Source organism: Paraburkholderia sp. 31.1 (assembly GCF_014397645.1).
Classification (GTDB): domain Bacteria; phylum Pseudomonadota; class Gammaproteobacteria; order Burkholderiales; family Burkholderiaceae; genus Paraburkholderia; species Paraburkholderia tuberum.
Genome location: NZ_VZQN01000002.1, coordinates 1 through 25,732 on the forward strand (window position 1 = coordinate 1; position 25,732 = coordinate 25,732).

General features: G+C 60.5%; 24 protein-coding genes and 1 pseudogene. 14 read left to right on the top strand and 11 right to left on the bottom strand.

The genetic code is table 11. The annotated features are described in order from the left end of the window. Both F6X37_RS01200 and F6X37_RS01205 read left to right on the top strand, forming a co-directional pair. A partial coding sequence (locus F6X37_RS01200) for a Tim44 domain-containing protein (protein WP_187610027.1) occupies window positions 1-362 on the top strand: 362 nt, incomplete at its 5' end. 280 nt (window positions 363-642) lie between these two features. Further along, the gene (locus F6X37_RS01205; RefSeq protein ID WP_187610165.1) at window positions 643-1,491 is read left to right on the top strand and encodes a hypothetical protein; all 849 of its coding nucleotides are present in this window, start codon (window positions 643-645) and stop codon (window positions 1,489-1,491) included. Between the two features lie 340 nt (window positions 1,492-1,831). On the opposite strand, the gene F6X37_RS01210 is transcribed toward F6X37_RS01205, so the two are convergent. Continuing rightward, on the bottom strand, window positions 1,832-2,695 hold the full coding sequence (locus F6X37_RS01210; RefSeq protein WP_187610028.1) for a class I SAM-dependent methyltransferase: 864 nt from the start codon (window positions 2,693-2,695) through the stop codon (window positions 1,832-1,834). A gap of 95 nt (window positions 2,696-2,790) precedes the next feature. Continuing rightward, window positions 2,791-3,684, bottom strand: coding sequence for an NAD(P)/FAD-dependent oxidoreductase (locus tag F6X37_RS01215; protein ID WP_187610029.1), 894 nt, complete (start codon window positions 3,682-3,684; stop codon window positions 2,791-2,793). 285 nt (window positions 3,685-3,969) lie between these two features. On the opposite strand from F6X37_RS01215, the gene F6X37_RS01220 reads away from it, so the two are divergent. The 6 genes and pseudogenes from F6X37_RS01220 to F6X37_RS01245 all read left to right on the top strand — a co-directional run bounded on the left by F6X37_RS01220 (window position 3,970) and on the right by F6X37_RS01245 (window position 9,266). Then, a complete protein-coding gene (locus tag F6X37_RS01220; RefSeq protein WP_018421953.1) occupies window positions 3,970-4,602 on the top strand; it encodes a TetR/AcrR family transcriptional regulator in 633 nt (210 codons plus the stop codon). Beyond that, window positions 4,601-4,710: pseudogene (locus tag F6X37_RS01225) on the top strand (IS5/IS1182 family transposase); the annotation flags it as partial. The gene F6X37_RS01220 and the pseudogene F6X37_RS01225, both read left to right, overlap by 2 nt. 547 nt (window positions 4,711-5,257) lie before the next feature. Next, window positions 5,258-5,521, top strand: coding sequence for a hypothetical protein (locus F6X37_RS01230; RefSeq protein ID WP_187610030.1), 264 nt, complete (start codon window positions 5,258-5,260; stop codon window positions 5,519-5,521). Between the two features lie 650 nt (window positions 5,522-6,171). Next, on the top strand, window positions 6,172-6,393 hold the full coding sequence (locus F6X37_RS01235; RefSeq protein WP_187610031.1) for a hypothetical protein: 222 nt from the start codon (window positions 6,172-6,174) through the stop codon (window positions 6,391-6,393). A gap of 48 nt (window positions 6,394-6,441) precedes the next feature. Further along, window positions 6,442-7,599 carry an iron-containing alcohol dehydrogenase gene (locus F6X37_RS01240; RefSeq protein WP_187610032.1) on the top strand — a complete coding sequence of 386 codons (1,158 nt, stop codon included), beginning with the start codon at window positions 6,442-6,444 and terminating at the stop codon, window positions 7,597-7,599. A 155-nt stretch (window positions 7,600-7,754) separates the two neighbouring features. Further along, complete coding sequence (locus tag F6X37_RS01245; protein ID WP_184066426.1) at window positions 7,755-9,266, top strand: CoA-acylating methylmalonate-semialdehyde dehydrogenase; 1,512 nt, start codon at window positions 7,755-7,757, stop codon at window positions 9,264-9,266. 113 nt (window positions 9,267-9,379) lie between these two features. Here F6X37_RS01245 and F6X37_RS01250 read toward each other — a convergent pair whose 3' ends face one another. From F6X37_RS01250 to gcvA, 7 genes are all read right to left on the bottom strand, one after another. Continuing rightward, window positions 9,380-10,387: an MDR family oxidoreductase gene (locus F6X37_RS01250; RefSeq protein ID WP_187610033.1), complete on the bottom strand. Its 1,008-nt coding sequence runs from the start codon at window positions 10,385-10,387 to the stop codon at window positions 9,380-9,382. Between the two features lie 145 nt (window positions 10,388-10,532). After that, on the bottom strand, window positions 10,533-11,372 hold the full coding sequence (locus F6X37_RS01255; RefSeq protein WP_187610034.1) for an ABC transporter permease: 840 nt from the start codon (window positions 11,370-11,372) through the stop codon (window positions 10,533-10,535). Window positions 11,373-11,376: 4 nt separating this feature from the next. Beyond that, window positions 11,377-12,639, bottom strand: coding sequence for an ABC transporter permease (locus F6X37_RS01260; RefSeq protein WP_090805028.1), 1,263 nt, complete (start codon window positions 12,637-12,639; stop codon window positions 11,377-11,379). 52 nt (window positions 12,640-12,691) lie between these two features. Next, window positions 12,692-13,729: an ABC transporter substrate-binding protein gene (locus tag F6X37_RS01265; RefSeq protein ID WP_187610035.1), complete on the bottom strand. Its 1,038-nt coding sequence runs from the start codon at window positions 13,727-13,729 to the stop codon at window positions 12,692-12,694. A 39-nt stretch (window positions 13,730-13,768) separates the two neighbouring features. Continuing rightward, window positions 13,769-14,860, bottom strand: a complete 1,092-nt coding sequence (locus F6X37_RS01270) for an ABC transporter ATP-binding protein (RefSeq protein ID WP_187610036.1) — start codon at window positions 14,858-14,860, stop codon at window positions 13,769-13,771. A 377-nt stretch (window positions 14,861-15,237) separates the two neighbouring features. Further along, window positions 15,238-17,736 carry a CoA transferase gene (locus F6X37_RS01275; RefSeq protein ID WP_187610037.1) on the bottom strand — a complete coding sequence of 833 codons (2,499 nt, stop codon included), beginning with the start codon at window positions 17,734-17,736 and terminating at the stop codon, window positions 15,238-15,240. A 284-nt stretch (window positions 17,737-18,020) separates the two neighbouring features. Beyond that, window positions 18,021-18,929, bottom strand: a complete 909-nt coding sequence (gene gcvA / locus F6X37_RS01280; protein WP_090805019.1) for a transcriptional regulator GcvA — start codon at window positions 18,927-18,929, stop codon at window positions 18,021-18,023. Window positions 18,930-19,262: 333 nt separating this feature from the next. Between gcvA and F6X37_RS01285 the strand changes: the two genes are divergently transcribed. The 6 genes from F6X37_RS01285 to F6X37_RS01310 are packed head-to-tail and all read left to right on the top strand — an operon-like array spanning window position 19,263 to window position 24,082. Beyond that, on the top strand, window positions 19,263-19,994 hold the full coding sequence (locus F6X37_RS01285) for a succinate dehydrogenase/fumarate reductase iron-sulfur subunit (RefSeq protein ID WP_187610038.1): 732 nt from the start codon (window positions 19,263-19,265) through the stop codon (window positions 19,992-19,994). After that, window positions 19,991-20,323, top strand: coding sequence for a succinate dehydrogenase (locus F6X37_RS01290; RefSeq protein WP_187610039.1), 333 nt, complete (start codon window positions 19,991-19,993; stop codon window positions 20,321-20,323). The genes F6X37_RS01285 and F6X37_RS01290 overlap by 4 nt, the downstream gene beginning before the upstream one ends. After that, window positions 20,320-20,739, top strand: coding sequence for a succinate dehydrogenase, cytochrome b556 subunit (gene sdhC, locus F6X37_RS01295; RefSeq protein ID WP_187610040.1), 420 nt, complete (start codon window positions 20,320-20,322; stop codon window positions 20,737-20,739). Before F6X37_RS01290 ends, sdhC begins: the two co-directional genes overlap by 4 nt. Before the next feature lie 29 nt (window positions 20,740-20,768). Beyond that, the gene (locus F6X37_RS01300; protein ID WP_187610041.1) at window positions 20,769-21,638 is read left to right on the top strand and encodes a fumarate hydratase; all 870 of its coding nucleotides are present in this window, start codon (window positions 20,769-20,771) and stop codon (window positions 21,636-21,638) included. Between the two features lie 46 nt (window positions 21,639-21,684). Further along, complete coding sequence (locus F6X37_RS01305; RefSeq protein WP_090805009.1) at window positions 21,685-22,296, top strand: FumA C-terminus/TtdB family hydratase beta subunit; 612 nt, start codon at window positions 21,685-21,687, stop codon at window positions 22,294-22,296. A 34-nt stretch (window positions 22,297-22,330) separates the two neighbouring features. After that, the gene (locus F6X37_RS01310; RefSeq protein WP_187610042.1) at window positions 22,331-24,082 is read left to right on the top strand and encodes an L-aspartate oxidase; all 1,752 of its coding nucleotides are present in this window, start codon (window positions 22,331-22,333) and stop codon (window positions 24,080-24,082) included. Here F6X37_RS01310 and F6X37_RS01315 read toward each other — a convergent pair. Beyond that, window positions 24,022-24,930, bottom strand: a complete 909-nt coding sequence (locus tag F6X37_RS01315) for a LysR substrate-binding domain-containing protein (RefSeq protein WP_187610043.1) — start codon at window positions 24,928-24,930, stop codon at window positions 24,022-24,024. The genes F6X37_RS01310 and F6X37_RS01315 overlap by 61 nt on opposite strands. A 34-nt stretch (window positions 24,931-24,964) precedes the next feature. Then, the gene (locus tag F6X37_RS01320) at window positions 24,965-25,717 is read right to left on the bottom strand and encodes a sulfite exporter TauE/SafE family protein (protein ID WP_018422887.1); all 753 of its coding nucleotides are present in this window, start codon (window positions 25,715-25,717) and stop codon (window positions 24,965-24,967) included. Window positions 25,718-25,732: the final 15 nt, after the last annotated feature.

Sequence of the window (25,732 nt, forward strand, 5' to 3'; positions counted from 1 at the left end):
ATCAGGCGGCGTTTCTTGTATCGGCAAAGACCTTGTTCATGCGCCTTCAAGGCGCATGGGACCGGAACGAGCAGGGTGACCTGTTCGAATTGACGACGCCGGAGATGTTCGCGCAAATCAAGCGGGACCTCGAAGCTCGGGGTCGCCAGGTGAGTCATACGGAAGTCACGCAACTTGACGCGGAAGTGCTTGGCACAGAACGCAATGCGGATGAAACGCTGGTTAGCGTTCGCTTTTACGGTCAAATGCGGGAAGACGATGCGCCGACTGCCCAGCCGTTCCAGGAAGTCTGGAACATGGTCAGCGACGCACGTGGCAACCAGGCGTGGCGACTGGCCGGCATTCAGCAAATTGACGGATGAGAGTGTAGTTGAAACCGGCAGCGGCCTGCTGCCGGTTACTCGTGAGGGTGGCGCGCGCCGCGGAACTACCTGAGACCAACCTTTCGCCAGCGACTGTGCGTGAGAAAGTCGAGCGCCACTTGTGGAGCGGCAAACGCTGGGCGCATCAGGCGATAGTCGGCCAACTGCGGACAGCCGAAACAGCAACGAACATCGTCAGCAATCTACGATCGTTTCCGTTTCAAACAGAAGCTACAACTCGATATACTTACGGGAGTGCACTCCACCATGGACGGAGGAAATGGCGAACAACAATCAGATGACCATCAGCCGATACACCGCGATACTGGCTGAATACGATCTAATTCTGGACGAAGCCTGCGGCTTTTCCAGACGTCTGACCGGGCGAACGGTCGTCGAAGAGCATCTGAAACTTGCCGAAGTCATCTTCACGAAGATTGTCTGCCATGCAATAAGCCTGCGACGCATCTCGCCGACGTTTCAAAACGGTTCGAATCCGGAGCTGTGGGACATCGGTGCCGCATGCGCGATCGCTCGTACTCTGGTCGAGTCATTCGATGCGCTCGCGTATATCGCATTGCAACCTGTGACTGATCCCGAACGTGAAATGCGAATTCTGTTATGGGAGCTTCATGACAAGGAACATCGGCTGACCATGTTAGATGGTATCGGTGCGGCAGGTCCGGACATTGAGCAACTCCGGGATGACGCGAAAATGCTACGTGACGCTGCGATGGCCCATCCGTTCTACGGAAAACTATCAAAGAAAGTTCAGCAGAAAATTACTGCCAGCGAAGCGCCCGCGTACATCCGCATCCAAAGCGATCGCAATCAGTCGAGCGGGATCAATCACGATTACTACCTCAGCGTGATCATGCAGTTATCTCAGTACGTGCATACGCTGCCGTTCGCGTTGAGCCAATTGCGACTAACTCACGCAGGCGATCCCGGCGCATTGCGGATAATGGCGCTACCGCTCCAGTACAGTATGGCTTTCATGGCAAAGGCGATCGAAGGCATGGGGCAGCTGTGGCCAGCTCTGCGCATAAAATTGCCTGAGGACACGCAGCGCAAAATTGACCTATGGATTCTGCTAGCCGCCGACGGGGTGAAAGGCGCAGGAAAGTAGAGCTGGCGTGCTACTCCAAATTGCTGATCTGTAGCCCGGCAAATCGACCGTTGAACGGCCGCTTTACAGATAGCCATCGGGCTGCCTTGGGTCGAGTATCGCCGCCCCCCTCGCCGACGAGCAAAGCGTGAAATATGCAATTTGCATCGGTCGGCACCCGGCCACAAACTGCCGGTCACATGCGCCGCCGGAAGGCCGCTCAGGCGTCGGCTCTGCTTCGCAACCGGCCATCTGATTGTCGCAAGGCGAGCGCTCGTTCAGCGGCCAGAAGGGACATCAATCTGGCCGGCCAAAGACGCCCTGTTCCACCGAGCGGAGGCATCTCCCCTGTTAATCCCTGTCAGCTTGCCGGATTTCGTGCCATGACGACCCATGCCGCGCCGTTGATCATCACCGACCCCTCGCCGGGGAGGCTCGCGAAGGCGGCACGAACTGCGGCGGAGGCACGGGCGCGGATGTCGTCGGGCTGACCAGCGAGCGCACGCGACAGCGGGCCGACCTCAAGCGACATCCTCACTGCGTCGTCGATCGCCGCGTCCCGCGTTTCGCCCTCGCCGAATGGGACGGCCGCGTCGAAGGGCGAGATAACGATTTCGGTGAAACCGGCCGCCGTCAGGATGCGCGCCACGTGCTCCCGGTCGCCGAACGAAAACGGGCCGGGCGCTTCGGGATCGGGAAGCGCGCTCGGCGGGACGATGTCCTTGAGCGCGCCCACCGGCAGTCGCATCCAATCGTTCTCGGCCGCACCGCGCCAGCAGACGAAAGCGACCCGGCCGCCCGGCCGGAGCGCGCGTCGCATATGGGCGAACGCCGCTGTCGGATCGGGGAAAAACATCACGCCGAAACGCGAGAACAGAATGTCGAACGCGCCTTCGGGCAGCTCTGCGCTGCTGGCGTCGGCCACCTGAAACAGGGCCGGCGTATCGTGGCGCGCAAGCGCGCGCGCTCGATCGATCAGCGGTTCGGATATGTCCACGCCCAGCACTTGGCCCCCCGCGCCGACGCGAGCGGCCAGAGCCAGACTTGACGCACCCGCGCCGCAGCCGATGTCCAGCACGCGCTCACCCGTCGCGGGCGCGGCGGCTTCGATCGCGGCCTGGCCGAACACCGCCACCAGAGCGTCGAGCCGGGCCTGGTTGGCGACCCAGCGCTCCCCGCTTTGACCATTCCAGTCACCCACCTGATCAGCACTTTGCTTTGCCATGTCATCTCCTTGACTCGACGATCCGCCTTTCGCCGCGTCGATTTACGCCAACCTTTTCGAAGGCGACGACGCAACAAGAGCAGGGATCTGTGCTCTCAAACCACCATCGACTGCTGGGCGAAGATACCCGCCATCGCGCCCTGCGATGAAGCCTGGGTGACCGAGGGCAAGAACGGCGTGGCGAGGTCGCCAGCGGCGTAGATGCCGGGCATGCTGGTTTGGCGGCGCTCGTCGACTTTGAGGACGATGCCGGTGGGCGTATCGACCGTGGCGAGGCCCAGTGATTCATGCAGGCGTGCGGACGGCTTGTTGCGCGGATGGGCGAACAGGACGTCGACCGCGACATTGCGGCGGGTATCGAGATTGACGGTGTTGATATGGCCCTTGTGATGGGCGATCTCGACGATCCGGCCATCGACGACAGGTATGTTGCGACGCGCCAGATCGACTTGGATATCGGGCGCAATGTCATGACCATCGGCGAAGACAGTCAGCTTGTCCGTCCAATCGCGGAACAGCCTGGCAGACTGGTGCGACTGCGGGCTGGACCAGACGAGGCCCCAATGCTGGCCGGCGACTTCAAAGCCGTCGCAATAGGGGCAGGGCACGATGGACGTGCCCCAGCTTTCGGCAAAGCCCGGAACATCAGGCATCTGGTCGGCGACGCCATAGCTCAGGATCAGGCGGTGCGCCCTCAGGCTTTCGTTATCGTCAGTGACGACGCAGAAATCGTCGATGGCGCCAGACACGCTCTCGGCCCGGTCATTGACCAGCCTGATCGTTGGATAGCGCGTCAACTGCTGCCGCGCCTCGACCAGGATGTCCAGCGGTGGCTTGTGATCGTGGCCGAGCAAGCCATGCGAGTGGCCTGCAAAGCGGTTGCGCGGCCGGCCGGTATCGAGAACCGTGACCTTGCGGCGGGCACGGCCGAGCTGCAGGGCGGCGGCGAGGCCGGCGAAGCTGCCGCCGATGATGATGACGTCATCCATGGTGATGGGCTCCGTGTTGTGATTGGAGGGGTGGACTGGGCGTGGTGTGCAATATCGTCCAGCGATACGCGCTTGAGACGGTCAGCGAGTAGGGCTTCGGCATTGGCGAGAAAGTTGCTGATGGCTGTATTGATCGGCCCCACAATCCCGCATTCGATATCGCCAGGCGCCCCGGGGAAACCTGATTTGGGCAACTGGTTGAAACCTGTCCTTGGCTTGCACATTTAAGATACTGCGTGGTATCGTAGTGCAAGAATTTGAATACTGTCAAGTACTGGAATTGTTGTGACCGAAAACAGCCAGAGCCGGCGCGGCCGGCCCGCCAACGAGGCGCTTCGCCAAACGATCGTCGACGCCGCCTGCGAACTCTTTGTGGAATTGGGTTTTCAAGCGACGACCATGGACAAGGTCGCGCAGCGGGCGAAGATATCCAAGCTCAGCATCTATCGGCACTTCGAGAACAAGGAGGCGCTGTTCAGCGCGGCCATGGTGGCCCACTGCCATCAATTTGCACCCCAGGCCCTTTCTGAAAGCGTCGACGGTTCAGCCGAAGATCAGCTCATGGCGGTGGGATCATCCCTGCTTCGCACCCTGTTGAGCCCGGACGTCCGCAGTGTCGAAGCCATGGTTTTGGCCGACAAGACGAATCAAAAGTCGTTAAGCAAGCTCCATTACGAAGCCGGGCCCGCCCATGTCATCGCCCAAATCGAGGCCGTGTTGCGTCAGTTGCACGCGAAAGCGATTCTGAACGTACCCGATGCTCTCCGATCCGCCCGCTTGTTTGCCGCGCTTTTCAAAGGATCCGATCTTCTGCTTGTCGCACGCTTCGATGAGGCGAGAGCAGAGGATGACAACGAAATCGAATCCTATTGCCGGTCGGCCGTCGCCATGTTCATCGCCGCGCACGGTGGCATCTAAGGTGCGCTATCGCGGCTTGATGAAGAACCCGCAGAGTTGCACACGCTGTTCGCTCTAAGCAATCTGTGGATGACGCGCGAACGACTGATGCGCGAGGCCGCTGCATGAGCGCAAAAGCCGCCCGCGCGGGCAGGCAATCGGCGCCTTCCTTATGCCGAACGTAGCGCTGCATTCGAGCCAGGTGCCGCACCGCTTCCACCGCATCGGCCCTATGTGGCTCAGTGCGGCAAAACGAGTTCTGAACACCATCCCTAACCTTGCGGGCGCTTCCTTTCGATCTGGTGAACGACAAGCTGATTGCTTATAGAGAAATCAAACTTAAGTTCGAGAGCAATTCGAGGGTCGAGCAAGACGTCATCCTTGCACGGCGTAAGCCGCCTCACCAACTCACGGGTCTAAGCGTCCGCAGAGGCCGATGACTTGTCCCCCAGGCGACGGCACGGAATGACCGTTCCACTCCGATACCTACCCTTAGAACAGAGACTGCTCGACCGGCTGCAACGGGTCGATGCCGGCCTCTCGTTGCCACGCACGCCGCTCGCTCAACATACGCAATCACCGATCCAGGCACGACGCCGACAGCCACGTCGGTCCCGCCGATGCCCCACCTTTCTGGCCTAAAATATCCCAAAAGAGCATCCGCCCGGGCGGCATCATGAAAGCACTTATCGTCGCTGCGACATTGACGGCTGGCTGTTCCCTCGCCTACGCGCAGACTTACCCGCAGGAAGCGCTGGCTGACCAAAGCATGGGGGCCTATAGAGCGCAATTGGAAGCGCAGAAGCAACAGATCGAACTCCAGAACGAACAACTCCAATTACTGAAACAACAGCGCGACCTGGATTTGGTGAGGCAGCAGCGCGAACTGAATTCGCTGAGACAACAGCGCCAATTCGACTTGCTGAGACAGCGGCGCTAGATCGCTGTGAGGCGCGGCACCCGCCTCAAGATCCGGCTTGGCAACGGCCATTGCAGCGCCGAACGCTCAGTCTGTATGGCGCCACTGGAGGGCATCAGGCGTTGAAGTCCTATACGCAAGAAAGGCGTTCCTGCTCGCACCAGCCGAACGTCGCGACCGACATCGTGTTCGAAGCGGGGAAGAACTGCTTGTCATATCGATCGAGGGCGGCGGGGCGGATCAGCACAAATATCCCCGCCGAAGGTCGCTCTCGCGCGCGACGACCGCTCACATGACGTGGGCGAGGTTAATGTAACTGCTTCTTCAGATCGCTCAGTTCGGCGGGGGATGGGCAAAAATAGCCTTCCACCTCGCCCCGACGGCCATAGCCATAAGTAAAGCGGACCCATCATCGGCTTTTTTATTGCTTTACCCGCTCCTCGTTCTAACCGACAGTAACCTCAGCGCGCCGCCCCGGCAGCTTGCAGCCGAAACGCGATTGACCAGTGCTGACGGCTACCGACGACAATGATGACCTGCATTGCAGCAAATCTGCGGGTCCGGGAGACGAGACGATGAGTCATGTGGAAGCTTAATCAACTATCGGCTTACGAAGTCAGGGCCATTCACTTCGGGCAACGCACGGCCGGCGCGGCCATGGGCATATCACTTTGCCGCTATCTCTGTTAATGACGCTGGATTTATTGCGTCATCGCGATGCACGCCTGCAGGGACCTCTCGAACAGGTGATGCCTAACTGGGAATTAACGAACACCGAAAACTATACCGCTCCGGCAAGTTTCACCATTCCCAATAGCAAAGATATCGATGTCTGGTTATCTAAATTATCAGAAAGACCAGGCATCGAGATGAATACTTCAATTAATGATTAGATCCCGGATTGCTTTTTATTTTTAACCGACATTCATACTGGATTCGATATGTCTAACCATGTGATTTTGCCGCGCATCCTCCAGGTCGGCGCCAACGCCAGCGAGACAGTTCCCACGGTTCTGGCGACTCTCGGCTGCAGTCGACCTCTGATCATCACCGACAAGATGATGGTGCAGTTGGGCTATGCCGGGCGCATTCAGGAAAATCTCGCCGCCAATGGCATGACAGCCGAAATTTTCGCTGATACGGTCCCCGAGCCCACGGTTGACTCGATTCGAGCTGGCGTGGAGAAGGCTCGCGCAGGAGACTACGACAGTATCATTGCACTGGGCGGCGGCAGTCCGATCGACAGCGCCAAGGCGATTGGCATTCTTGCCAAGCATGGTGGAGAAATGCGCGACTATAAGTTTCCGCGCGTTGTTACCGAGGTTGGGTTGCCCATTATCGCGGTGCCCACCACTGCGGGAACCGGCTCGGAAGTGACCCGTTTCACGATCATCACTGACCAGCAGAACGACGAAAAAATGCTCTGTGTGGGCATCGGCTTCATGCCCGTGGCAGCCTTGGTCGACTACGACCTGACCCTCAGCCTGCCGCCGCGCGTCACCGCCGATACGGGTATTGATGCGCTGACCCACGCGATCGAAGCCTACGTCAGCCAGAAAGCCAACCTGTACAGCGACAGTCAGGCCCTGGCGGCCATGCGCTTGATTGCCCCCAATCTGCGTAAAGCCTATCGATCCGGCCAGGATACAGCCGCCCGCGAAGCCCTGATGCTCGGTTCGACGCTCGCCGGTGTGGCGTTTTCCGCTGCGTCCGTGGCGCTGGTACACGGCATGAGTCGACCGATCGGCGCCTTTTTCCACGTTCCCCATGGGCTGTCCAACGCCATGCTGCTGCCCAGTGTGACCGCGTTCTCGATCCCGGCGGCGGAAGAACGCTACGCTGATTGCGCTCGTGCCATGGGCGTGGCCGACAGGCAGGACAGTACGCAGGCCGCCAACGCCAGGTTGCTCGCTGAATTGCGGTCGATCAACGATGACCTTCAGGTGCCGACGCCCGAACAATTTGGTATCGACCGCGAGCGCTTCTTCAGCTTAATGCCGACCATGGCACGGCAGGCTCTGGCCTCCGGCTCGCCTGGCAATAACCCACGCGTGCCCTCGGTCGAGGAAATGGTCGAGCTCTACCGCGGTCTCTGGTAAGCAAATTCCCCCCTCAAAAAAACCGCATCTGAGCGATCGAAGTGAAGGTCATTCAGATGCGACAACAACTCTTGGCATCGGGAAGCAGAACCCTATTCCCATCGCCCATTTTTGTGGCCCTTAGAGCCTGTTCCGATCCCAGCAAGGAGTATGAAATGCAGCCCTTCAACGACGACGCAGACGTGGTTCACTTCATCAACGGTCGCCGCGTGCCAGGCACCGGCACTCGAAAGCAGCCGATATTCAACCCCGCGACCGGTTCTCCGGCACGCATGCTGCACCTCGGCGACGCGTCCGACGTAAGTGCCGCCGTAGCGTCGGGGAAACAGGCGTTCCAGGGATGGAGTAATACGCCACCCATCCGTCGCGCGCGCGTCATGCGCCGCTTTCTCGAACTGATGAACCAGCACAAGGACGAACTGGCAGCGATCATGACCGCCGAGCACGGAAAAGTGTTCAGCGATGCACAAGGCGAAGTGGCACGGGGCATCGATGTGATCGAGTTTGCCTGCGGCATTCCGCAATTGCTGAAGGGTGACCATACGGAACAGGTGTCGACCGACATCGACAACTGGACGACCCGGCAACCACTCGGCGTTGTCGCGGGAATCACGCCTTTCAACTTTCCGTGCATGGTTCCTTGCTGGATGTTTCCGATCGCGATTGCCGCAGGCAATGCGTTCATTCTGAAGCCCAGCGAGCGTGATCCCTCAGCGTCGCTCTACATGGCCCGCTTGCTGCAGGAAGCCGGGTTGCCTGACGGAGTGTTCAACGTCGTGCAAGGGGACAAGATAGTCGTGGATGCTCTGCTCGAACATCCTGACGTAAAAGCGATCAGTTTCGTCGGTTCGACGCCGATTGCCAACTACATCTACGAGACGGGGGCAAAGCACGGAAAACGGATCCAGGCGCTTGGCGGAGCGAAGAATCACATGGTTGTGATGCCCGACGCCGACATTGATCAAGCCGTCGACGCTTTGGTCGGCGCAGGCTACGGCTCCGCGGGTGAACGGTGCATGGCGATCTCGGTCGCAGTCCTCGTAGGCGACGTTGCGGACAAGCTGATTCCGCGGCTCGCTGATCGAGCACGCTCCGTAATAGTAAAGAACGGCACGGAGCCCGACGCCGAGATGGGGCCGATCGTCACACGTCAGGCGCTGGAACGCATTGAAAACTACATCGCGATTGGCGTCGAAGAAGGCGCGTCGCTGGTTGTCGATGGACGTGGCCTCAAAGTTCCGGGGCACGAGGAAGGCTTTTTTACCGGTGCCACGTTGTTCGACCACGTCACGCCCGAGATGCGAATCTATCAAGAGGAAATCTTCGGACCGGTGCTGTCCTGCGTCCGTGCGAAGGACTTTACAGAGGCCGTCGACCTGGTCAACGCGCACGAATTCGGCAATGGCGTCGCCTGTTACACTCGCGATGGACACATCGCGCGCGAGTTTGGCCGGAGAATTGAGGTTGGAATGGTTGGCATCAACGTACCGATTCCGGTACCGATGGCGTGGCACGGATTTGGCGGCTGGAAGCGTAGCTTGTTCGGTGACACGCACGCGTATGGAGAAGAAGGCGTCCGGTTCTATACGCGTCAGAAGTCAATCATGCAACGCTGGCCGGAGAGTATCGAGCAAGGTGCCGAATTCGCGATGCCGACGGCGAGGTAGTCTTTCCACTGCAAAACCCGCTACAGCTCCCGTGCCGCCAGATCCCGGCACGGGAGAGCACACCACCGGTCCTGAAGTCGCAGACCTTCAAATCCGAACGGAAGCGCCCGACATCATGCGCTACGGCAAATGTCGACAACCGTGCGACCGCTCAGCTTTCCATCCATCATTTGCACGGCTGCCTCCGGCACGTCGTGCAACGCTATCCGGTGCGTGAGTTCGGCGAGCTTTGCTCGATCCAGATCCGCAGCGAGCCGATTCCACGCTATCTGACGATGAGCGATCGGACACATAACCGAGTCGATGCCCAACAGTTTTATACCGCGCAGAATGAAAGGCGCAACGTTCGCCGGGAACTCCATGCCTTGCGCGAGACCACATGCCGTTACGGCGCCGCCATATTTCGTCTGTGCGCATGCGTTGGCAAGCGTATGCGAGCCGACAGAATCCACCACCGCCGCCCAGCGCTCTTTCTGCAACGGCTTGCCGGCTGCCGACAGCGAGTCCCGATCGACCACATCGGCGGCGCCGATACGCTTCAGAAAATGCGCCTGCTCCGGCTTGCCCGTCGATGCCACGACCGTAAATCCCCAACTGCTCAATAGCGAGATTGCCACGCTGCCCACACCGCCGCTCGCGCCGGTCACGAGGACTTCACCGTCGGCCGGCTTGACACCGGCCTGTTCCAGCGCAAGGCAGGATAGCATCGCCGTGTAACCGGCCGTCCCGATTGCCATGCTTTCGGCCGTTGATAGTCCCTGCGGTACCGCAATCAGCCAGTCGGCCTTCAGGCGGGCTTTCTCTGCGAGGCACCCCCAGTGTGTTTCGCCGAGGCCCCATCCGTTGACGAGGACAATATCTCCCGCTTTCCAGCGAGAATCTGTCGATGTCACCACCTCGCCGGCGCCATCGATACCCGCGACCATTGGCCAGGCGCGTACGACCGGACCGCGGTTCGTGACGGCTAGCGCGTCCTTGTAGTTAAGCGTCGAGTGCGCGATACGAATGAGCACTTCGCCGGCTGCGAGGGGATGCTTGTCGAGGGTTCGGTCATCGAGGCTGGTAACCCCGGCCGAAAAACCGCTGTCATTCTGCTGCAGATAAAGGGCTGAAAAAGCCATGCTTGTCCTCTCTGACGGTGAACGAAAGCGGGCAGGCAAGGCGAAATGGTAAATCCAGATAACATAAACCATTCAAGGATGTACCACTACGCCATGCCCGACGGCTTCCACGGGAATAATGCGACAGGTGCCGCGGCAAGCAATGTCACGTCGCTATCTGTCGCGCCGCGCTTCTGGACCTCAGCCACTCCATCGTCACCAGAAGCAGGCTGGAAAATACAATCAGAATTGTCGCAAGAGCAGCAATCGTCGGCGTAATGTTTTCCCGGAGGCCGATGAACATCTGCAACGGCAATGTACCTTGTGTCGGACCCGCGATGAACATCGTGATGACGACATCATCGAGCGACGTGGCGAATGCAAACAGGGCTCCAGAAATAACGCCCGGCGCAATGATGGGCAGGGTGACGGAGAAGAATGTCGTGACGGGCGACGCACCGAGGCTCAGGCTCGCGCGCACGTAGTTCTGGTTGAACCCGGCAAGGGTGGCGTTGACAGTGACCACCACGAATGGAGCAGCGATAGCGGTATGACCCAAAATCAGACCAAGGTACGACCCGGCTAACCCCCACTTCGCAAAGAACAGATACATCCCGACGGCAGTGACGATCACCGGCACGATCATCGGCGAGATCAAAATGCCGATCAGCGCGCCCTTGCCTTTGAACGTCGCCTTGTTGAGGCCCAACGCGGCCAACGTCCCGAGGACAGTGGCCAGGATCGTGGCAAGCGGAGTTACGATGAAGCTGTTTTTTCCGGCACGAAGCCAGTCAATCGACGTAAACAGATTGTGGTACCACTTGAACGAGAACTTGTGTATCGGATAGACCAGGAATGTATTGTCCGTGAAAGAAAGCGGGATGATCACCAGTATCGGCAAGACCAGAAAAAGCAGGATCATGACATTGGTCGATCGCAAAAAGTAGTGCCACGCGATCTCGGGAGCCGATGTATAAGGTGCAAAACGCAATACGGTCGTTTTCATGGTCCTAACCTACCTTCAGTTCGTTGCCGACGATCTTTCGATAAACACCGAAGAGTATCAACGTCACGAGAAGCAGAACCGCTCCCAGTGCGCACGCCATGCCCCAGTTCAAGGCCACATTCGTGAAATACGCGATGTAGTAGCTCACCATCTGGTCGCCGGCTCCGCCCAGCAATGCGGGAGTAATGTAGTAGCCCAAAGCCGTGATGAATACCAGCAGTCCGCCGGCGCCGACTCCTGGCAGCGTTTGCGGAAAGTAGACCTTCCAGAACGCGCCGAACGGGTGACTACCCAGCGAGATCGCTGCCTTCGTATAGCTGGCTGGCACTGATTTCATGACGCTGTACAGCGGCAGAATCATGAACGGCAGGAGGATATGAGTCATCGAGATCAGCACCCCCGTCCGGTTGAACAGCAGTGTCAATGGAGACGATATCAGGTCCAGCGACAGCAACGCCTTGTTGACGAGGCCCGATCCTTGAAGGATGACAATCCAGGCGGAGATCCGCACGAGGATCGAAGTCCAGAAGGGAAGGAGCACCAGGATCATCAGCAGATTTGCCTTACCCGCCGGCAGACTGGAGATCCAATATGCCAGGGGGTAGCCGAGGAGCAGCGCGGCGAGCGTTACCAGGCCGCTAATCACGAACGTTCGCTTGAATACCTCCCGATATGCCGAGGCGCCTGGATCAACCGGAACGATGTCACCGGCAGAATTGCGACGGTAGTCCATCGTCGCGAGGAGATACTGACTTGTGTATCGGGATGAATCTTTAGCGATTACCTGCCAGTAACCGGGATCTTCCCAACGCCTGTCGATTTCGATCAGCTTTTGTCGAACCTCGTGTGCCGGCAGCGCCGAATCATCGTCGCCGAACGGAAGTGCGCTGGAAGTCTTGTAAAACAGCGAACGGAAACCCTCCTTCTGCCCGTTCAGTCGACCGGCAGCGGTACCCGAACTGTTGTTCCCGCCGTTGCGCTCGATATCCAGCATCAGCCCGCGAAAAGCGTCATCCGGAACTGCCGATTTCCGATCCCAGTTTCGCAGCGCCGCCGTCGTGTCTGGCAACGCGTCAACGACTTCCGGACTCTGAATAGACCGCGAAATCATGGATGCAACGGGCATCACGAATACCAGAAAAATGAAAATAGCAAGAGGAGCGACCAGCGCCAGCGCCGCCATTTGCTTACGTAAATTCACGTTCCTAAGCGATCGCTTGAGCTCACGCAAATGCCAATCCTGCTGCTGAGTAGTTACCGCGCTCATGTCTCTCTCCTTCGCGTACCCATGTGTTCGAGCGATGGGTACGCGATTCGCGTTATTGCGCTGCCCACGCGGTGAAACGCTGTTCTAGCGCATCACCATGGTCGGTCCAGAACCCTACGTCGTTGGGGATAGCATCTTTGCCATTCTTCGGCGAGTTAGGCAGGTTTGCAAGAGTGGTTGCATCAAGCAACTTTAAGGCGCCCTTGTTGGTTGGCCCGTACGGAATGTGCTGCGCGAACGCAGCTTGGGACTGCGGTTCGAGCACGTAGGCAAAGTACTTCTCGGCTGCGTCCTTATTTTTCGAGCCCTTCGGAATTACGAAATAGTCCAGCTCATAGATGCTTTGGTACCACGAAATACCCAGGTTCTTGTTCCCCGCCCGCATTGCGGCATCGATGCGGCCGTTATACGCGGTGGACATCGAAACATCACCGGCGACCAGGAACTGGGGCGGCTGCGCGCCAGCCTCCCACCACTGAATGTATGGCTTGAGCTCGGCCATCTTCTTGAACGCCCGATTGACGCCAGCCTCCGTGCCCAGCACGGTGTACACGTCTTTCGCCGGAACGCCATCTGCCATCAGTGCGAATTCGAGGTTATAACGCGCCTCCTTTTTCATGCCACGCTTGCCAGGAAATTTCTTGACGTCCCAAAAATCCTTCCAGCCCTGTGGCGTGCCCTTTGTCAGCGTCGGGTTGTATGCCAGCACGGTCGACCAGACGAATGTGCCGGCAGCGCAGGGAGTCACCGATCCAGGCACCAGATCACCCTTTTTCGCGATCTTCGACCAGTCGAGCTTCTCGAAGAGTCCGTCCTGACAGCCGCGTCCGATGTCTGCCGACTCGACTTCGACGACATCCCACGTGACATCTTTGGCGTCGACCATCGCTTTGACTTTGGCCATTTCGCCCGTGTACTCAATCGCATTCGTCGGAATACCGCTCGCTTTCGAGAACGGTTCAACCCAGGCAGCCTTCTCGGCGTTCCCCACGGCGCCACCGTAATTGACCGTCGTAAGGCCGTCGGCCAATGCGAAAGCGGAACAACACATCATGGCAGCCACGCCGACCGTATTTCTAAAGAACCTCATTTCGTTCTCCTTGGCACAAGGTGATTTCGCTACGCGTGGTCAATTGAAAACTCTTAGATGATCTTCATGAAACGACAACGCGATTCGATTTCCCGGTTGGACATGGGCGGCCCCGTCCTGCCCGAGCGGAACCTTCACGAAACACTCTGTTTCTCCGGGGCAGCGGCAGCGTAGCCGGACGTGATCGCCGAAGTAGATCATCCCAAGCGTTTCGCTGTTGATGACATTGCGCTGCTGTTCGGATTGCCGTCCAATCGAGAGCCGCTCGGGACGGATCACCCCTGTGGCGCGGCTACCGACATTGAGCCCGGCAACATTCAGCGCACGTACGGTCGTACCGTCTGCAATGCGCAACTCGCAATAATTACCATCCCGGCTTACGACGGTGCCTTCCACCCGGTTACTGTCACCAATGAAGTTGGCTACAAACAGATTCCTCGGCGATTCGTAGAGCGAGTCGACCCGGTCGAGCTGTTGGATCACCCCCTGATCAAAGACCGCTACTCGATCAGACATCGTGAGCGCCTCACCTTGATCGTGTGTAACGTACACAAAGGTCAGGCCAAGAGATTCGTGCAATGCCTTGAGCTCTATCTGCATGTGCTCGCGCAGCTGTTTGTCCAGCGCGCCAAGCGGTTCGTCCATCAGCACAAGCTTTGGGTTGAACACCAACGCACGCGCAAGCGCCACTCGCTGTTGCTGACCGCCTGAGAGCTGACCTGGCATTCGCTTACCCAGCTTTTCCATGTGGACCATCTCGAGCGCCCGCTTGACGCGCGCGGCCCGCTCGTCTGCCGGCATCTTGCGAACCTTGAGGGGATACTCGAGGTTCTGTCCGACGGTCAGGTGTGGAAAGAGTGCATAGTTCTGAAATACCATTCCAATGTCGCGTTTATGCGGCGGAATACGATTAAGTAACTGACCATCCAGCCAGATTTCTCCATCGGTTGGGTATTCAAACCCGGCGAGCATCATGAGACAGGTGGTCTTTCCCGAGCCGGACGGACCAAGCAAAGTGAGAAACTCCCCCTTCTGGATGTCGAGATTCAGGTCTTTGACGACGAGTGTTTCTCCGTCGTATGTCTTCCGAACATTGCGGAAGCTCACAAATGTGTTGCCCTGGTCTTGCATGATCGTTACCCTCAATGTCTTTCGGTGCGGAAGGCACCTGGCAGCGCAGGCGGTAGTGCTGTGTCTGCAGATCGGCTGCGGCGACAGGGAGGCGCGCAGGGTACCTCCTTCCCCGTGCCTCGCCATGGGCGTTTTCGCGCCATGTGCTGCGTAGCTCGATTGAGGTTCTCGATAACGATTTCTGCGCCTCGCCGGGTGTTTTCGGTACCCGGGAGCTTGCGGTGTCGTACGTGCATCTTCGTCTCCAATCTTATAAATATTCGAACACCCCTTCGCTACAGCCTTTTTTCTTCTAGGGTGCTTGCTGCTATCGGCCGCGCCCACCCATCAGCGGAGCGGTTGCGATTTGTTCCGGCTTGCCCGCAACGGTGACGTGTTCAGCTGGGCAAGTACTCTTCGCACCAGCTTTCGCCGACCGCCCCTCGCGCAATCAACGTCGCAATCTGGGTATCGCTGTAGCCCATCTTGCGCAGAACCCCTCGGGTCGAGGCACCAAACTTTTCTGCTGGCGCCAGTGCGCGGATCGGAGCAACGTGAGGGCGAATCGCAAAAGGATCGAGTTGGATGACGCGTCGTCCACTCGGATGCTCGGCATACACACTGAATGAATAGCTGGCGTTATCGATACCCGGACGATTGTCTGCAGGGCGGCTGTAGCGTTGGCGCAAGTTGTCGATATTGTCCGGAATGGCTGCCGCCACATTGGCCGCTTGCAACCGCGTCTGCCAGGTTTCGGCGGAGGCCGTGGCGAACGCGGAACTGAGAAACGCTGCGGGATCTGCCGCGTCGCGGATGCCCGTCAGCCCCTCTACGGCGTTTAGCTTGTCCAGTTCCTTTTCGCTGGCGTCCACATACAACCAGTCATCCGCGGCCCGAAAGAAGCGTGACAGGTTGCCAAAGCCCTGGGCGCTACGGCCGGAAGGCTCATCGAACGGGGCCCGCCGTGGGTAGTCGTAGCAGAAGGGAATCTGCACCAGGTTGCCGAGCGATGCCAGGGAGGTCCGGGCGCGGCTGATCTGGCCGGTTCTGGCTTTGCGATATAACGCGGCGGCAACGCCGAGCGCTGCAGCGAACCCGCAATTCACGTCAATGGTTCCGACGTGAGCGTGTTCCTCTGGCGTTGCCATGCCGCCGCCGAAGCGCAGCATGATGCCGGTGCTGGCCTGGATCAAGTCGTCGTAACCGAGATAATCGGTCCGCGGGCCGCGACGCGGTCCCCCAAAGCAATCCAGTTGACAGAAGATCACGCCAGGGTTGACGGCCTGGAGACTGGCTTCGTCAAGACCCAAAGGTGCCAGTTGACGATCCGGTGCATTCATCACGATCACATCAACCGAACGAACCAATTGGTTAAACACCTCGCGTCCGTCAGGGTGGTTCAGGTCGACCAGGACGCTTTGCTTGCCGCGGCCCGAAGACATGCCAAAGACCACTGTGTTCCAGGGATCATAGTTGGGCGTTACGGGGTCGAGCTTGATAACCTCGGCGCCGAACCGGCCGAGGTAGGAGGTCGAATGCGGACCCGCGATGACATTGGTCAGATCGAGGACACGCACACCGTCAAGCCAGCCGCCAACATGCTGTTCAGATGGGGGCGGCAGTGCCGTGGGCGCGCACTTATCCAGGATGGCCAGGGCTTCTTTGAGACTCACCGTGCGGCGTGAGTCGGGCGAGAGCATCAAGTCGGCACTGTCTTCCAGCCAGGCGATCGCGCCGGGCTGTTTCATGTTGCCGTACTGGTGGTCGTCGACATCGACCACCAGACCCGCGGCGTTGGCGTGCTCGTCATGCAACCATTCTTGAGTCGATCGGTGGGGCGCACCGGGAAACCGGCCTTCGCCGAAAATTTTTTCCCACTCGGTCGCTGTCCTGGTCAGGAACACCTCCTTCATGCGTGCCGAAATGCGCCGGGCCCAATGGTCAGGCAACGGGTAGACACCGAGTGAGGCGTCCCCCTCCCACTGAGAGATAGGAAGGTATGGGTCGCTCACTGTCGGCAGCCCGGCAGATAGCATTTCCTCGTACAACCCCATCGCCTGAAGGCAACGCCTGGCGTGCGAGCGGTGTGACGGGCATACCGCATAGAACTTGCGACCGTCCGCGCACTCGTAGGTGCGGTAAAAGGGGTCGAGATATTCTTGCAGTTCTTCGTAGCTGAGGTTCATCGGAAGATTTTCCGACCGCCGCCGCTCAATTTCCTTTTCGCGCAAGGTCTTGTAGCGCTCGGGATAACCGTCGATCTTGATCGAGTTGTAAGAGAGCCCCTCCATCACCGCCGCGGCCAGAGGCACCTCGATTTGATCACCCACTCCCGTGCGCTCCCGCGCTTGCAGAGCGAGTGCCACCGCGGAGACAGCCAGCATGGTGCCGTAGGACGAGGCTAGCGGCAGCGGCGAAAAGCTCGGGTTTATCCCCATCAGTACGCGGTTCTGACCCATATCGGTGAATACCCCGGAGGCCGACGCAATAATCGGCTCGAGGGCGCGCCAGTGACGACGCAACTGGTCGTTGCTGGCGAAGCCAGGGATGGACAGCGTAATGAGCTCGGGTCTTTGACGACGCAGCTCGGCGAAGTCCAGACCCAACCGGGTCATGACGCCCGGCCGGAAGTTCTCGATCACGATATCGGCACGCGCGATGAATGCCATGGCCGCCTCGAGCCCCTGCGCGGACTTCAGGTCAAGCTGCAAGCAATACTTGTTGCGGTTCAGTACGGCATTGGCCGGGCTGTCCCAAAGCGGCCCAGCAGGGGGATCGACGTGAATGACGGTGGCGCCGAGATCCGCCAGGATCATCGCCACGGCCGGGCCGGCGATGTACTGGCCAAAGTCGATGACTTTCACGCCGCTAAAAGGCAGTTGATCATGCTTTCCCATGGCTCACCGACTCATCTCCAGGACCTGCAGATCCGAAACGCAGGTCGTCATTGTGGTGGGTCGCCGCCAGCACCAATCAACCGCATTTCGAATGCGAGGCGAGGGGCCTTGGCGACGAACTGGGGATCACTGTCGGATACAACGGGGAGCCGGTAAAGCAATAAAAAAAACGAGGATGGGGCTATTTTATTTATGACTGAGGCCGGCGGAGTGAACGCGCAGGAAAATGACCAGTCGATCACTGGCAGCCCCGCGAAATGGACGTGCGATGTCAACCTGCCTGATCAGTTCCGCGCACGCCCCTCCTGAGCCTTCGCACTCAACCAGGCCACGAACGCCGCGGCATCAGGGTTGACGATGCTGTGAGGAGAATAGACCAGGTAGAAAGCTTCACTGGTCGTAAGCCGGGATTTGAAAGGCGCTATCAGTTGCCCGGTGTCCAGCATCGACTGGACCAGCGACGAGCGCGCCAAGGCCACCCCTTGACCAAGCTCGGCCATTCTCAAAGCAGAGATCAAGGTATCGAACTGCATTCCCTTCGAAGAGTCGACCTGTCCCGCGCCTGCTTTCTTCAACCAGTATCCCCAGCCCTCCTCGTAGCCCAGGACGTGGAGTAGTTCGTGGTAACGGAGATCCTTCGGCGTAGCCAGTGGCGCCTGTTCGGAGGGCAAGAATGGGGCGCAGACCGGCAGCAACGTATCCCAGGTCAGCCGCTCGGCCTTGAGTCCCGTCCATTCTCCATGTCCATAGCGGATTTCCATATCGGCTTCGACGTCGGTCACGCTCGAATCGCCCCCCCATATGTTGCTGGTGATACGCAGATTGACCTCGGGGTGGCGTTCACGAAAGTCGGGTAAGCGCATTGCCAGCCAATGGGTAAAAAACACCAGGCTGACCCGAACGGTAAGGACTCTGCCGTGACCTTGCCCGAAGATCTCTTCAGTTGCGGCCGCCAGTCGCTCTACGGCCTCGTGGACAACCGGCAAATAGGCTAGCCCGGCCTCAGTGAGCTCGAGTCCTCTTGGCAAGCGCTTAAAGAGGACTGCCCCCAACTGCGACTCGAGTCCCTTCACCTGTTGGCTTACCGCCGCCTGGGTCAGGCTCAACTCGGTCGCCGCATGGGTGAAACTGAGATGCCGGGCAGAGGATTCAAATGCGCGCAACCAGTTAAGCGGAGGTAATCGTTTTCTCATTCTGCAGACCGTTTGACTAAAGCTGTCCGACTTCGTGGATTAGTTGCGTGTTGCGGCAACTCAGGATCCACTAGACCCGCGGACGCGGCGGCGTTCCCAGGCGTCGACGAGTGCGTACGCACTCCAATTGGGCAATCGAACATATGTTAGCGCGGAATTTCGAGCACTCTGAAATGACAAGCCTGGTGGGGCGGTTTCAAGATCGTTCTCACAGGCACTCGCACGCCCGCGAGCATAAAAAAACCTTGAGCTTGCAACAAGAATCTTTGGCTTTGACGGGCGGCGCGCGCCCCTTAGACTGGCTTCGCAATCATTCGAACCTCAACGGTCACGATGCGAATCACTCCCCCGCAACTCAAGGTCGACGTCTGGCGCGGTAACGACGAAGGCAGCTTTCAGCGCTTCGACGTGCCGCGCATGGAAAGTCAGACCGTGCTCGACGTGGTGATCCACATCCAGCGCCATCTGGATGCGACGCTGTCCTATCGCTTTGCGTGCCGGGTCGGCATGTGCGGTTCATGCGCAATGACCGTCAACGGCCGCGCGCGATGGACCTGCCGCACGCACGTCACCAAAGTCATGAAGCACGCCGGTGACGTGCTCGAAATCGCACCTCTCAGTCACCTGCCCGTCATCAAGGATCTGGCGACGGATATGACCGCCTTCTTCGACAAATGGCGCGACGCGAAGGGCTATTTCAAGGGCGAGCACACGCGTAACGAACCTGCCGCTTGCGTCGATCCCGCCTCCGCCGAACGCAAGGCGGCCGACGCGGGGATTGAATGCATCGGCTGCGGTGTCTGTTATGCGAGCTGCGACGTGGTCGCATGGAACCCCGACTATCTTGGACCCGCCGCGCTCAATCGTGCGTGGACGCTCGTCAACGACGTACGCGACATCCAGCAGCAAACCCGCGTCGCAGCCGTCTCCAACGACGCAGGCTGTCATTCGTGCCATACGCTCGGCTCGTGTACCGAACGGTGTCCCAAGTCGCTGCAGCCGACGGCCAGCATTGCCGGCCTGAAGCGGCTTCGCGGCCATGCGCCGAAAGGAGAACCGCGATGATGAGCGGCTGGCGGTTGCAGCGCCTGTCGGCGATGGTGCTGACCTTATGCGTGGCCGTCCATCTTGTCACCATGACTATCGTCGTGCATGGCGGGCTGAGCGCGGCGAACGTGATCGGGCGTCTGCACGGCAATACGGCGTGGGCGGTGTTCTATTCAGTGTTCGTGCTTGCGTCGTCCGCGCATGTGCCTGTCGGCTTGAGAAGGATCGCCGAGGAGTGGCTCGGCTGGCGCGGGCGCAGCGTCGGGGTGGCGAGCGTGATCGTCGGCATTGCGTTGGCGATTGCCGGTCTGCGCGCGGTCTTCGCGCTGGTAGGAGGGCCGCAATGAGCGACATGGCACGCGCAGCGAAACCGGCAACAGACACGAACCACGCCGGACACCGCACCCCTGGCCGGCGCGCCGACTCGCGCGCGCGCAACCATCCCGCGTGGTGGGCCTTTCTTGTGCACCGTCTGTCCGGACTCGCGCTCGCCTTCTTTCTGCCGCTGCACTTCTGGGCGCTCGGCACCGCTTTGCACGGCGCAGCATCGTTCGAGTCGTTTCTCGCCGTGACGAGGCAACCCGCCTTCGTATTCGCCGAGTGGGGCCTCGTCACGTTGCTGGCCGCGCATCTGTTCGGCGGCGTGCGCATTCTGCTCATCGAATACCGGCCATGGAGCGGTTTGCGCAAGAACCTGATCGCGGCGACAGCGGGCGGCGCATTGGTCATCGGGCTGGCGTTTGCGCTGTCGCTCACGTTGTGAACGCACGGTCCCCCGACGGAGATTCATCAATGGACATGCAGCAGATCGAAGAGGTCGCGAAGCAGTTGTACATACGCGCGCTGAAGCATTTGCCGCCCGACATCAAGGACGGTATCGCGCGCCTCGAACGCGCTGAAACCGACGACACCGCGCGCCGCGTGCTGGGCACAATGCGCACCAATATCGCGATTGCCGAAGATCAGGACAACCTGCTGTGCCAGGACACCGGGCTGCCGATCTACAACGTGACGATCGGCACGGGCCTCGCGCTCGACGGCGTCGCGTTGAAAGCAGCGATCCGGCGCGGCTGCGAACGGGCCACGCGCGAGCATCCATTGCGCTCGTCGGTCGTGCATCCGCTGACGCGGAACAACGAACATTCGTCTTGCGGCGTGCTGATGCCCGCGATCCATATCGACTTCGACTCGACAGCCGACACGCTCGTGATCGAAATGATTCCGAAGGGCAGCGGTTCGGAAAACAACTCGTTTCTGAAAATGGCGATTCCGGCGGAAGGTGTCGACGCGATCAAACGCTTCGTGATCGACTGCGTGGTCGATGCGGGCGGCAAGACGTGTCCGCCGACGATTGTAGGCGTGGGCGTCGGCGGTACCTCGGATCTGTGCGTGTGGCTCGCCAAGCGTGCCGCGACGCGCGCGCTCGGTACGCATTGCGACGATCCGGCGGCGGCCGCGCTGGAGCAGGAACTATCGGCCGCGGTGAACCGCCTGGGCGTCGGCCCGCAGGGGCTCGGCGGCGACGCGACATCGTTCGCGGTCCACCTCGAACTGGCGGCGACGCATATCACGATGAATCCGGTTGCCGTGAACATGCAGTGTCATTCGGCCCGCCGCGCGCGCGCCACGCTGACGCCGGCGGGCGTCGAGTACGGCTACTGACACGCGGGCTGTCCGCATCGGCACGCACACCGTCAAGGAACGATCGATGACTCATCACACCCTGTCCATGCCCGCTAGCGAAGCGCAGATTCGCGCGTTGCGCACGGGCGACACCGTTACGTTGACAGGCACGCTGTTCGGCATCCGCGACGCCACGCAGATCCATATGTTCGACCGTGGCCGCACGACTCGCTTCGATCTGCGCGGCCATGCGGTGATTCACACCGCGCCGAACGTGCGCAAGGTGCCACGCTCGGACGCACATCCGGCGGGCTACGAGCCCGTCTGCGTCGGCACGACGACGTCCGCACGCATGGAGCGCTTCACCGCGGCGCTGATGGCGCAGTACGGCGTGCGCATCGTGATCGGCAAGGGCGGGCTCGGGCAGGCGTCGAGCGATGCGTTCGCAAAATACGGCGGCGTGTATCTCGCGATCGTCGGCGGCACGGCGGCGCTGGAGACGACATGGATCGAACAGATCGAAGACGTCGATCTCGACGACCTGAACCCCGAATCGCTATGGCGCTTCAGGATCGGCGAATTCGGCCCGCTGCTCGTCGCGATGGATAGTCACGGCGGCAGCGTCTACACGAAGGTCCAGCAGAGCACGCGCGAGCGGCGCGAAGCGGTGCTCGCGTCGCTGGGCATCAAAAGCTGAACGAACGCAGCGTCGTTCATCACGGGAACCGACCATGAAGCACGTGGATACCGACATCCTGATTCTCGGCAGCGGCGGCGCAGGCCTGTTTGCCGCGCTGCATGCGCAGGCCGACGCGCCGCAGTTGCGCATCACGATCGCCGTGAAAGGATTGCTCGGCAAATGCGGCTGTACGCGCATGGTGCAGGGCGGCTATAACGTCGCGCTAGCACAGGGCGATTCGATCGAACGTCACTTCATGGATACGATCGAAGGCGGCAAATGGCTGTCGAACCAGGAACTCGCGTGGACGCTGGTGACACGCGCGGTCGAGCGGATCAACGAACTCGAAAACGAACTGGGCTGCTTCTTCGACCGCAACCCGGACGGCACGCTGAAGCAGAAGGCATTCGCCGGGCAAACCTTCGACCGCACGGTGCACAAGGGCGATCAGACTGGCATCGAGATCATCAACCGGCTTGCCGAACAGGTGTGGGCGCGCGGGATCGAGCGGCTCGAAGAACATCGCGCGGTGGAATTCATCGAGTCCGAAGACGGCAGCGCACTGGCCGGCGTGCTGATGATCGACATTCGCAGCGGCGAATTCGTCTTCGTGCGCGCGAAGGCCGTGCTGCTCGCGACGGGCGGCGGCCCCACGATGTACAAGTACCACACGCCGAGCGCAGACAAGAGTTGCGACGGCATGGCGATGGCGCTGCGTGCCGGCCTCACGTTGCGCGACATGGAGATGGTGCAGTTCCACCCGACGGGCTTGCTGGCGGGCACTCATACGCGCATGACGGGCACCGTGCTCGAAGAAGGGCTGCGCGGCGCGGGCGGCTATCTGCTGACGGGCGACGGCGAGCGCTTTATGCACCGCTACGATCCGCGCGGCGAGCGCGCGACGCGCGACATCGTCTCGCGCAGCATTTTCCGTGAACTGCGCGCGGGCAACACGACGCCGAACGGCGGCGTCTATCTGCGCATGGATCATCTCGGGCCCGACAGCGTGCGCCAGCGTTTCAAGGGCATGGTCGAACGCTGCGCGGATTGCGGCTTCGATCTGGCGGGCGGCCAGGTCGAAGTGGTGCCGACCGCGCACTACATGATGGGCGGCGTGCTGTTCGAGACCGACTGTTCGACGACGCTGCCGGGCCTCTTCGTCGCGGGCGAGGATGCGGGCGGCGTGCACGGCGCGAACCGGCTGGGCGGCAACGGCGTCGCGAATTCGACGGTGTTCGGCGGCATTGCGGGTGAGACGCTCGCGCGCTGGGTGCCGCGCCATGGGCGCCTCGCCACCGCCGATGCCAGTCAGATCGAGCGCGCCATCGAACGTTGCACGCGGCCGCTCGGCCAGCCTGCGGGCGATCTCGAATCGATACGGGACGACCTGTACGAGTTGATGTGGCGCGACGTCGGCATCCTGCGCGACGAGCAGGGCTTGCTGCGCGCGAGAAGCGCATTGATCGACATCGGCGAACGGCTGGACCGCACGGGTGTCGATGGACGCGATCTGCGCTTCAACCTGTCGTGGCACGACTGGATGAACCTGCACAACCTGACGCTCGTTAGCCGCGCGATCACCGAGTCGGCGTTGCTGCGCGAGAATTCGCGCGGCGCGCATTTCCGCGAAGACTTTCCCGACGCCGGAGATCTGGACACATCCGAGTATGTATGCCTGCGGCTTGAGCAGAACGCCTTCGAAACCAGCCGCCGGCGCGTGCAGTTCACGCGCGTGAAGCCTGGTCAGTCGCTGCTCGACGAATCATTGCCACTGGCGGAAACGTCGGCCGCCGTCGTGAAGTGACGCTTCACGGCGGCCGTGAACGCTTCGCGTCCGTGTTCGCGCCGTTCCAGCAGGCCGACGCGGCGCGGCGCGATCCGCTCGGGCAACTCGGTCACGCGCAGCCCTGATTCGTGATTCCAGTTCGCATTCGCGAGACGCGGCACTACCGAAACGCCGAAACCGCGCTTCACCATTTCGCAGATCGATTCGAGCGAGTTCAACTCCATGATGTCGTGCACGGAAGCGTCGAGGCCGCGCAGCGCGTCGTCGATCAGCATGCCTGTCCACGTCTGCCGGTCGAAACGGATGAACGGCTCACGAAGCAGCGTGTCGACGTGCGCGTGCGGATTGTCAGCCGACGAGATCAGCACCATCGGCTCGTGATACAGCACCGTCCACTTCAACGCGGCGGGAAAGCCGGTGGGCGACTGCGTGACGATGGCGGCGTCGAGTTCTCCGTTCTCCACGCGTCGCGTGAAGTCACTCGACAGGCCCGTGAAAAGCTTCAGTTCGAGGCGCGGGTAGCGGCGTTTCAGATTCAGCATCGCATCGGCGAACGCGCCCATCAGCGACGACACCAGCGCGCCGACCCGCACGACGCCCGCCAGTTCGTCGCGGCCCGCCGTGGCCAGAATCCGCCGATAGTTGGCGACCAGCGTTTCGGCGAGCGGCACGATCGTGCGTCCCTGTTCGCTCAATGCGACCGAGCGCGCGCTCCGTTCGAACAGCACCATGTCGAGATCGCGTTCCAGTGAACGCATCTGCAGGCTCACGGCGGCCTGCGTGAGACACACTTCGTCGGCGGCTGCGGCGAACGAGCCGTGGCGCGCGACGGACAGAAACGTGACGAAATAGCGAATCGCACTCATGACGCTCACTCCGCTTGACGTTGCCGCATCGGCATTACTTTATCGCGTGAACAAGCGATGAGCCCAGCAGCGCCACGCCCGAAGCGAACAGCAGCGCAAGCAGCACCCGCCGAAACGCGGTGTCCGACAGACGCCGATAAAGCCGTGAGCCGAGCCACGCAAACAGCAGCGACGACGGCAGCATCCAGGCGAAGAGTACTAACGTCTGCTTGCCGATCAGGCCCGTCAGTGCATACGTGACGAGCGTCAGCGATTGCATCGCGATGAAAAAGCTTTGGCAGATCGCGCGCTGCGTATCTTTGTTGTGACCGCGCAGCATGCACCATATGGTCGGTGCCGGACCGACGAGCCCCGCAATGCCGCCCAGAATGCCGCCGACCACACCGACGCCGCCGTCCGCCCAGGCACCGCCTGCCGTCACCGTCGGCAGATCTTTCGCGGCGAGCATCACGCCGCAATAGACGATCATCAGCAGACCGGCGCCGATCCGAAAGCCGACGGGATCGATGAACGGCAGCAGCGTCGCGCCGATCGGCACGCCGACAATGCCTCCTGCGATGAACGGACCGATGATCTTCGGCCGTATCTGCGAGCGCACCGTATGCACGGTTAGCATCTGTCCGACCAGCGAGCCGACCACCAGCATCGGCCCGATCGCTTGCGGCGGCAGCGCCCATGCCCAGAACACCATCGCGACGAGACCGAACGCAAATCCCGCCAGCCCCGACACGAAGCCCGCGACCGCGCTGCCTCCAATCACCAGCAGCGCGATGTCGGCGCTTAGCAACGAGCCTCCCGTGCG

Bases quoted from the DNA above. Each gene is read 5' to 3' on its own strand.
- F6X37_RS01300 (WP_187610041.1), top strand. From the start codon at position 20,769: ATGGACATGCAGCAGATCGAAGAGGTCGCGAAGCAGTTGTACATACGC.
- F6X37_RS01210 (WP_187610028.1), bottom strand. From the start codon at position 2,695: ATGGCAAAGCAAAGTGCTGATCAGGTGGGTGACTGGAATGGTCAAAGC.
- F6X37_RS01265 (WP_187610035.1), bottom strand. From the start codon at position 13,729: ATGAGGTTCTTTAGAAATACGGTCGGCGTGGCTGCCATGATGTGTTGT.
- F6X37_RS01230 (WP_187610030.1), top strand. From the start codon at position 5,258: ATGAAAGCACTTATCGTCGCTGCGACATTGACGGCTGGCTGTTCCCTC.
- F6X37_RS01285 (WP_187610038.1), top strand. From the start codon at position 19,263: ATGCGAATCACTCCCCCGCAACTCAAGGTCGACGTCTGGCGCGGTAAC.
- F6X37_RS01290 (WP_187610039.1), top strand. From the start codon at position 19,991: ATGATGAGCGGCTGGCGGTTGCAGCGCCTGTCGGCGATGGTGCTGACC.
- F6X37_RS01240 (WP_187610032.1), top strand. From the start codon at position 6,442: ATGTCTAACCATGTGATTTTGCCGCGCATCCTCCAGGTCGGCGCCAAC.
- F6X37_RS01270 (WP_187610036.1), bottom strand. From the start codon at position 14,860: ATGCAAGACCAGGGCAACACATTTGTGAGCTTCCGCAATGTTCGGAAG.
- F6X37_RS01245 (WP_184066426.1), top strand. From the start codon at position 7,755: ATGCAGCCCTTCAACGACGACGCAGACGTGGTTCACTTCATCAACGGT.
- F6X37_RS01250 (WP_187610033.1), bottom strand. From the start codon at position 10,387: ATGGCTTTTTCAGCCCTTTATCTGCAGCAGAATGACAGCGGTTTTTCG.
- F6X37_RS01305 (WP_090805009.1), top strand. From the start codon at position 21,685: ATGACTCATCACACCCTGTCCATGCCCGCTAGCGAAGCGCAGATTCGC.
- F6X37_RS01315 (WP_187610043.1), bottom strand. From the start codon at position 24,930: ATGAGTGCGATTCGCTATTTCGTCACGTTTCTGTCCGTCGCGCGCCAC.
- F6X37_RS01255 (WP_187610034.1), bottom strand. From the start codon at position 11,372: ATGAAAACGACCGTATTGCGTTTTGCACCTTATACATCGGCTCCCGAG.
- sdhC (WP_187610040.1), top strand. From the start codon at position 20,320: ATGAGCGACATGGCACGCGCAGCGAAACCGGCAACAGACACGAACCAC.
- F6X37_RS01205 (WP_187610165.1), top strand. From the start codon at position 643: ATGGCGAACAACAATCAGATGACCATCAGCCGATACACCGCGATACTG.
- F6X37_RS01310 (WP_187610042.1), top strand. From the start codon at position 22,331: ATGAAGCACGTGGATACCGACATCCTGATTCTCGGCAGCGGCGGCGCA.
- F6X37_RS01260 (WP_090805028.1), bottom strand. From the start codon at position 12,639: ATGAGCGCGGTAACTACTCAGCAGCAGGATTGGCATTTGCGTGAGCTC.
- gcvA (WP_090805019.1), bottom strand. From the start codon at position 18,929: ATGAGAAAACGATTACCTCCGCTTAACTGGTTGCGCGCATTTGAATCC.
- F6X37_RS01275 (WP_187610037.1), bottom strand. From the start codon at position 17,736: ATGGGAAAGCATGATCAACTGCCTTTTAGCGGCGTGAAAGTCATCGAC.
- F6X37_RS01215 (WP_187610029.1), bottom strand. From the start codon at position 3,684: ATGGATGACGTCATCATCATCGGCGGCAGCTTCGCCGGCCTCGCCGCC.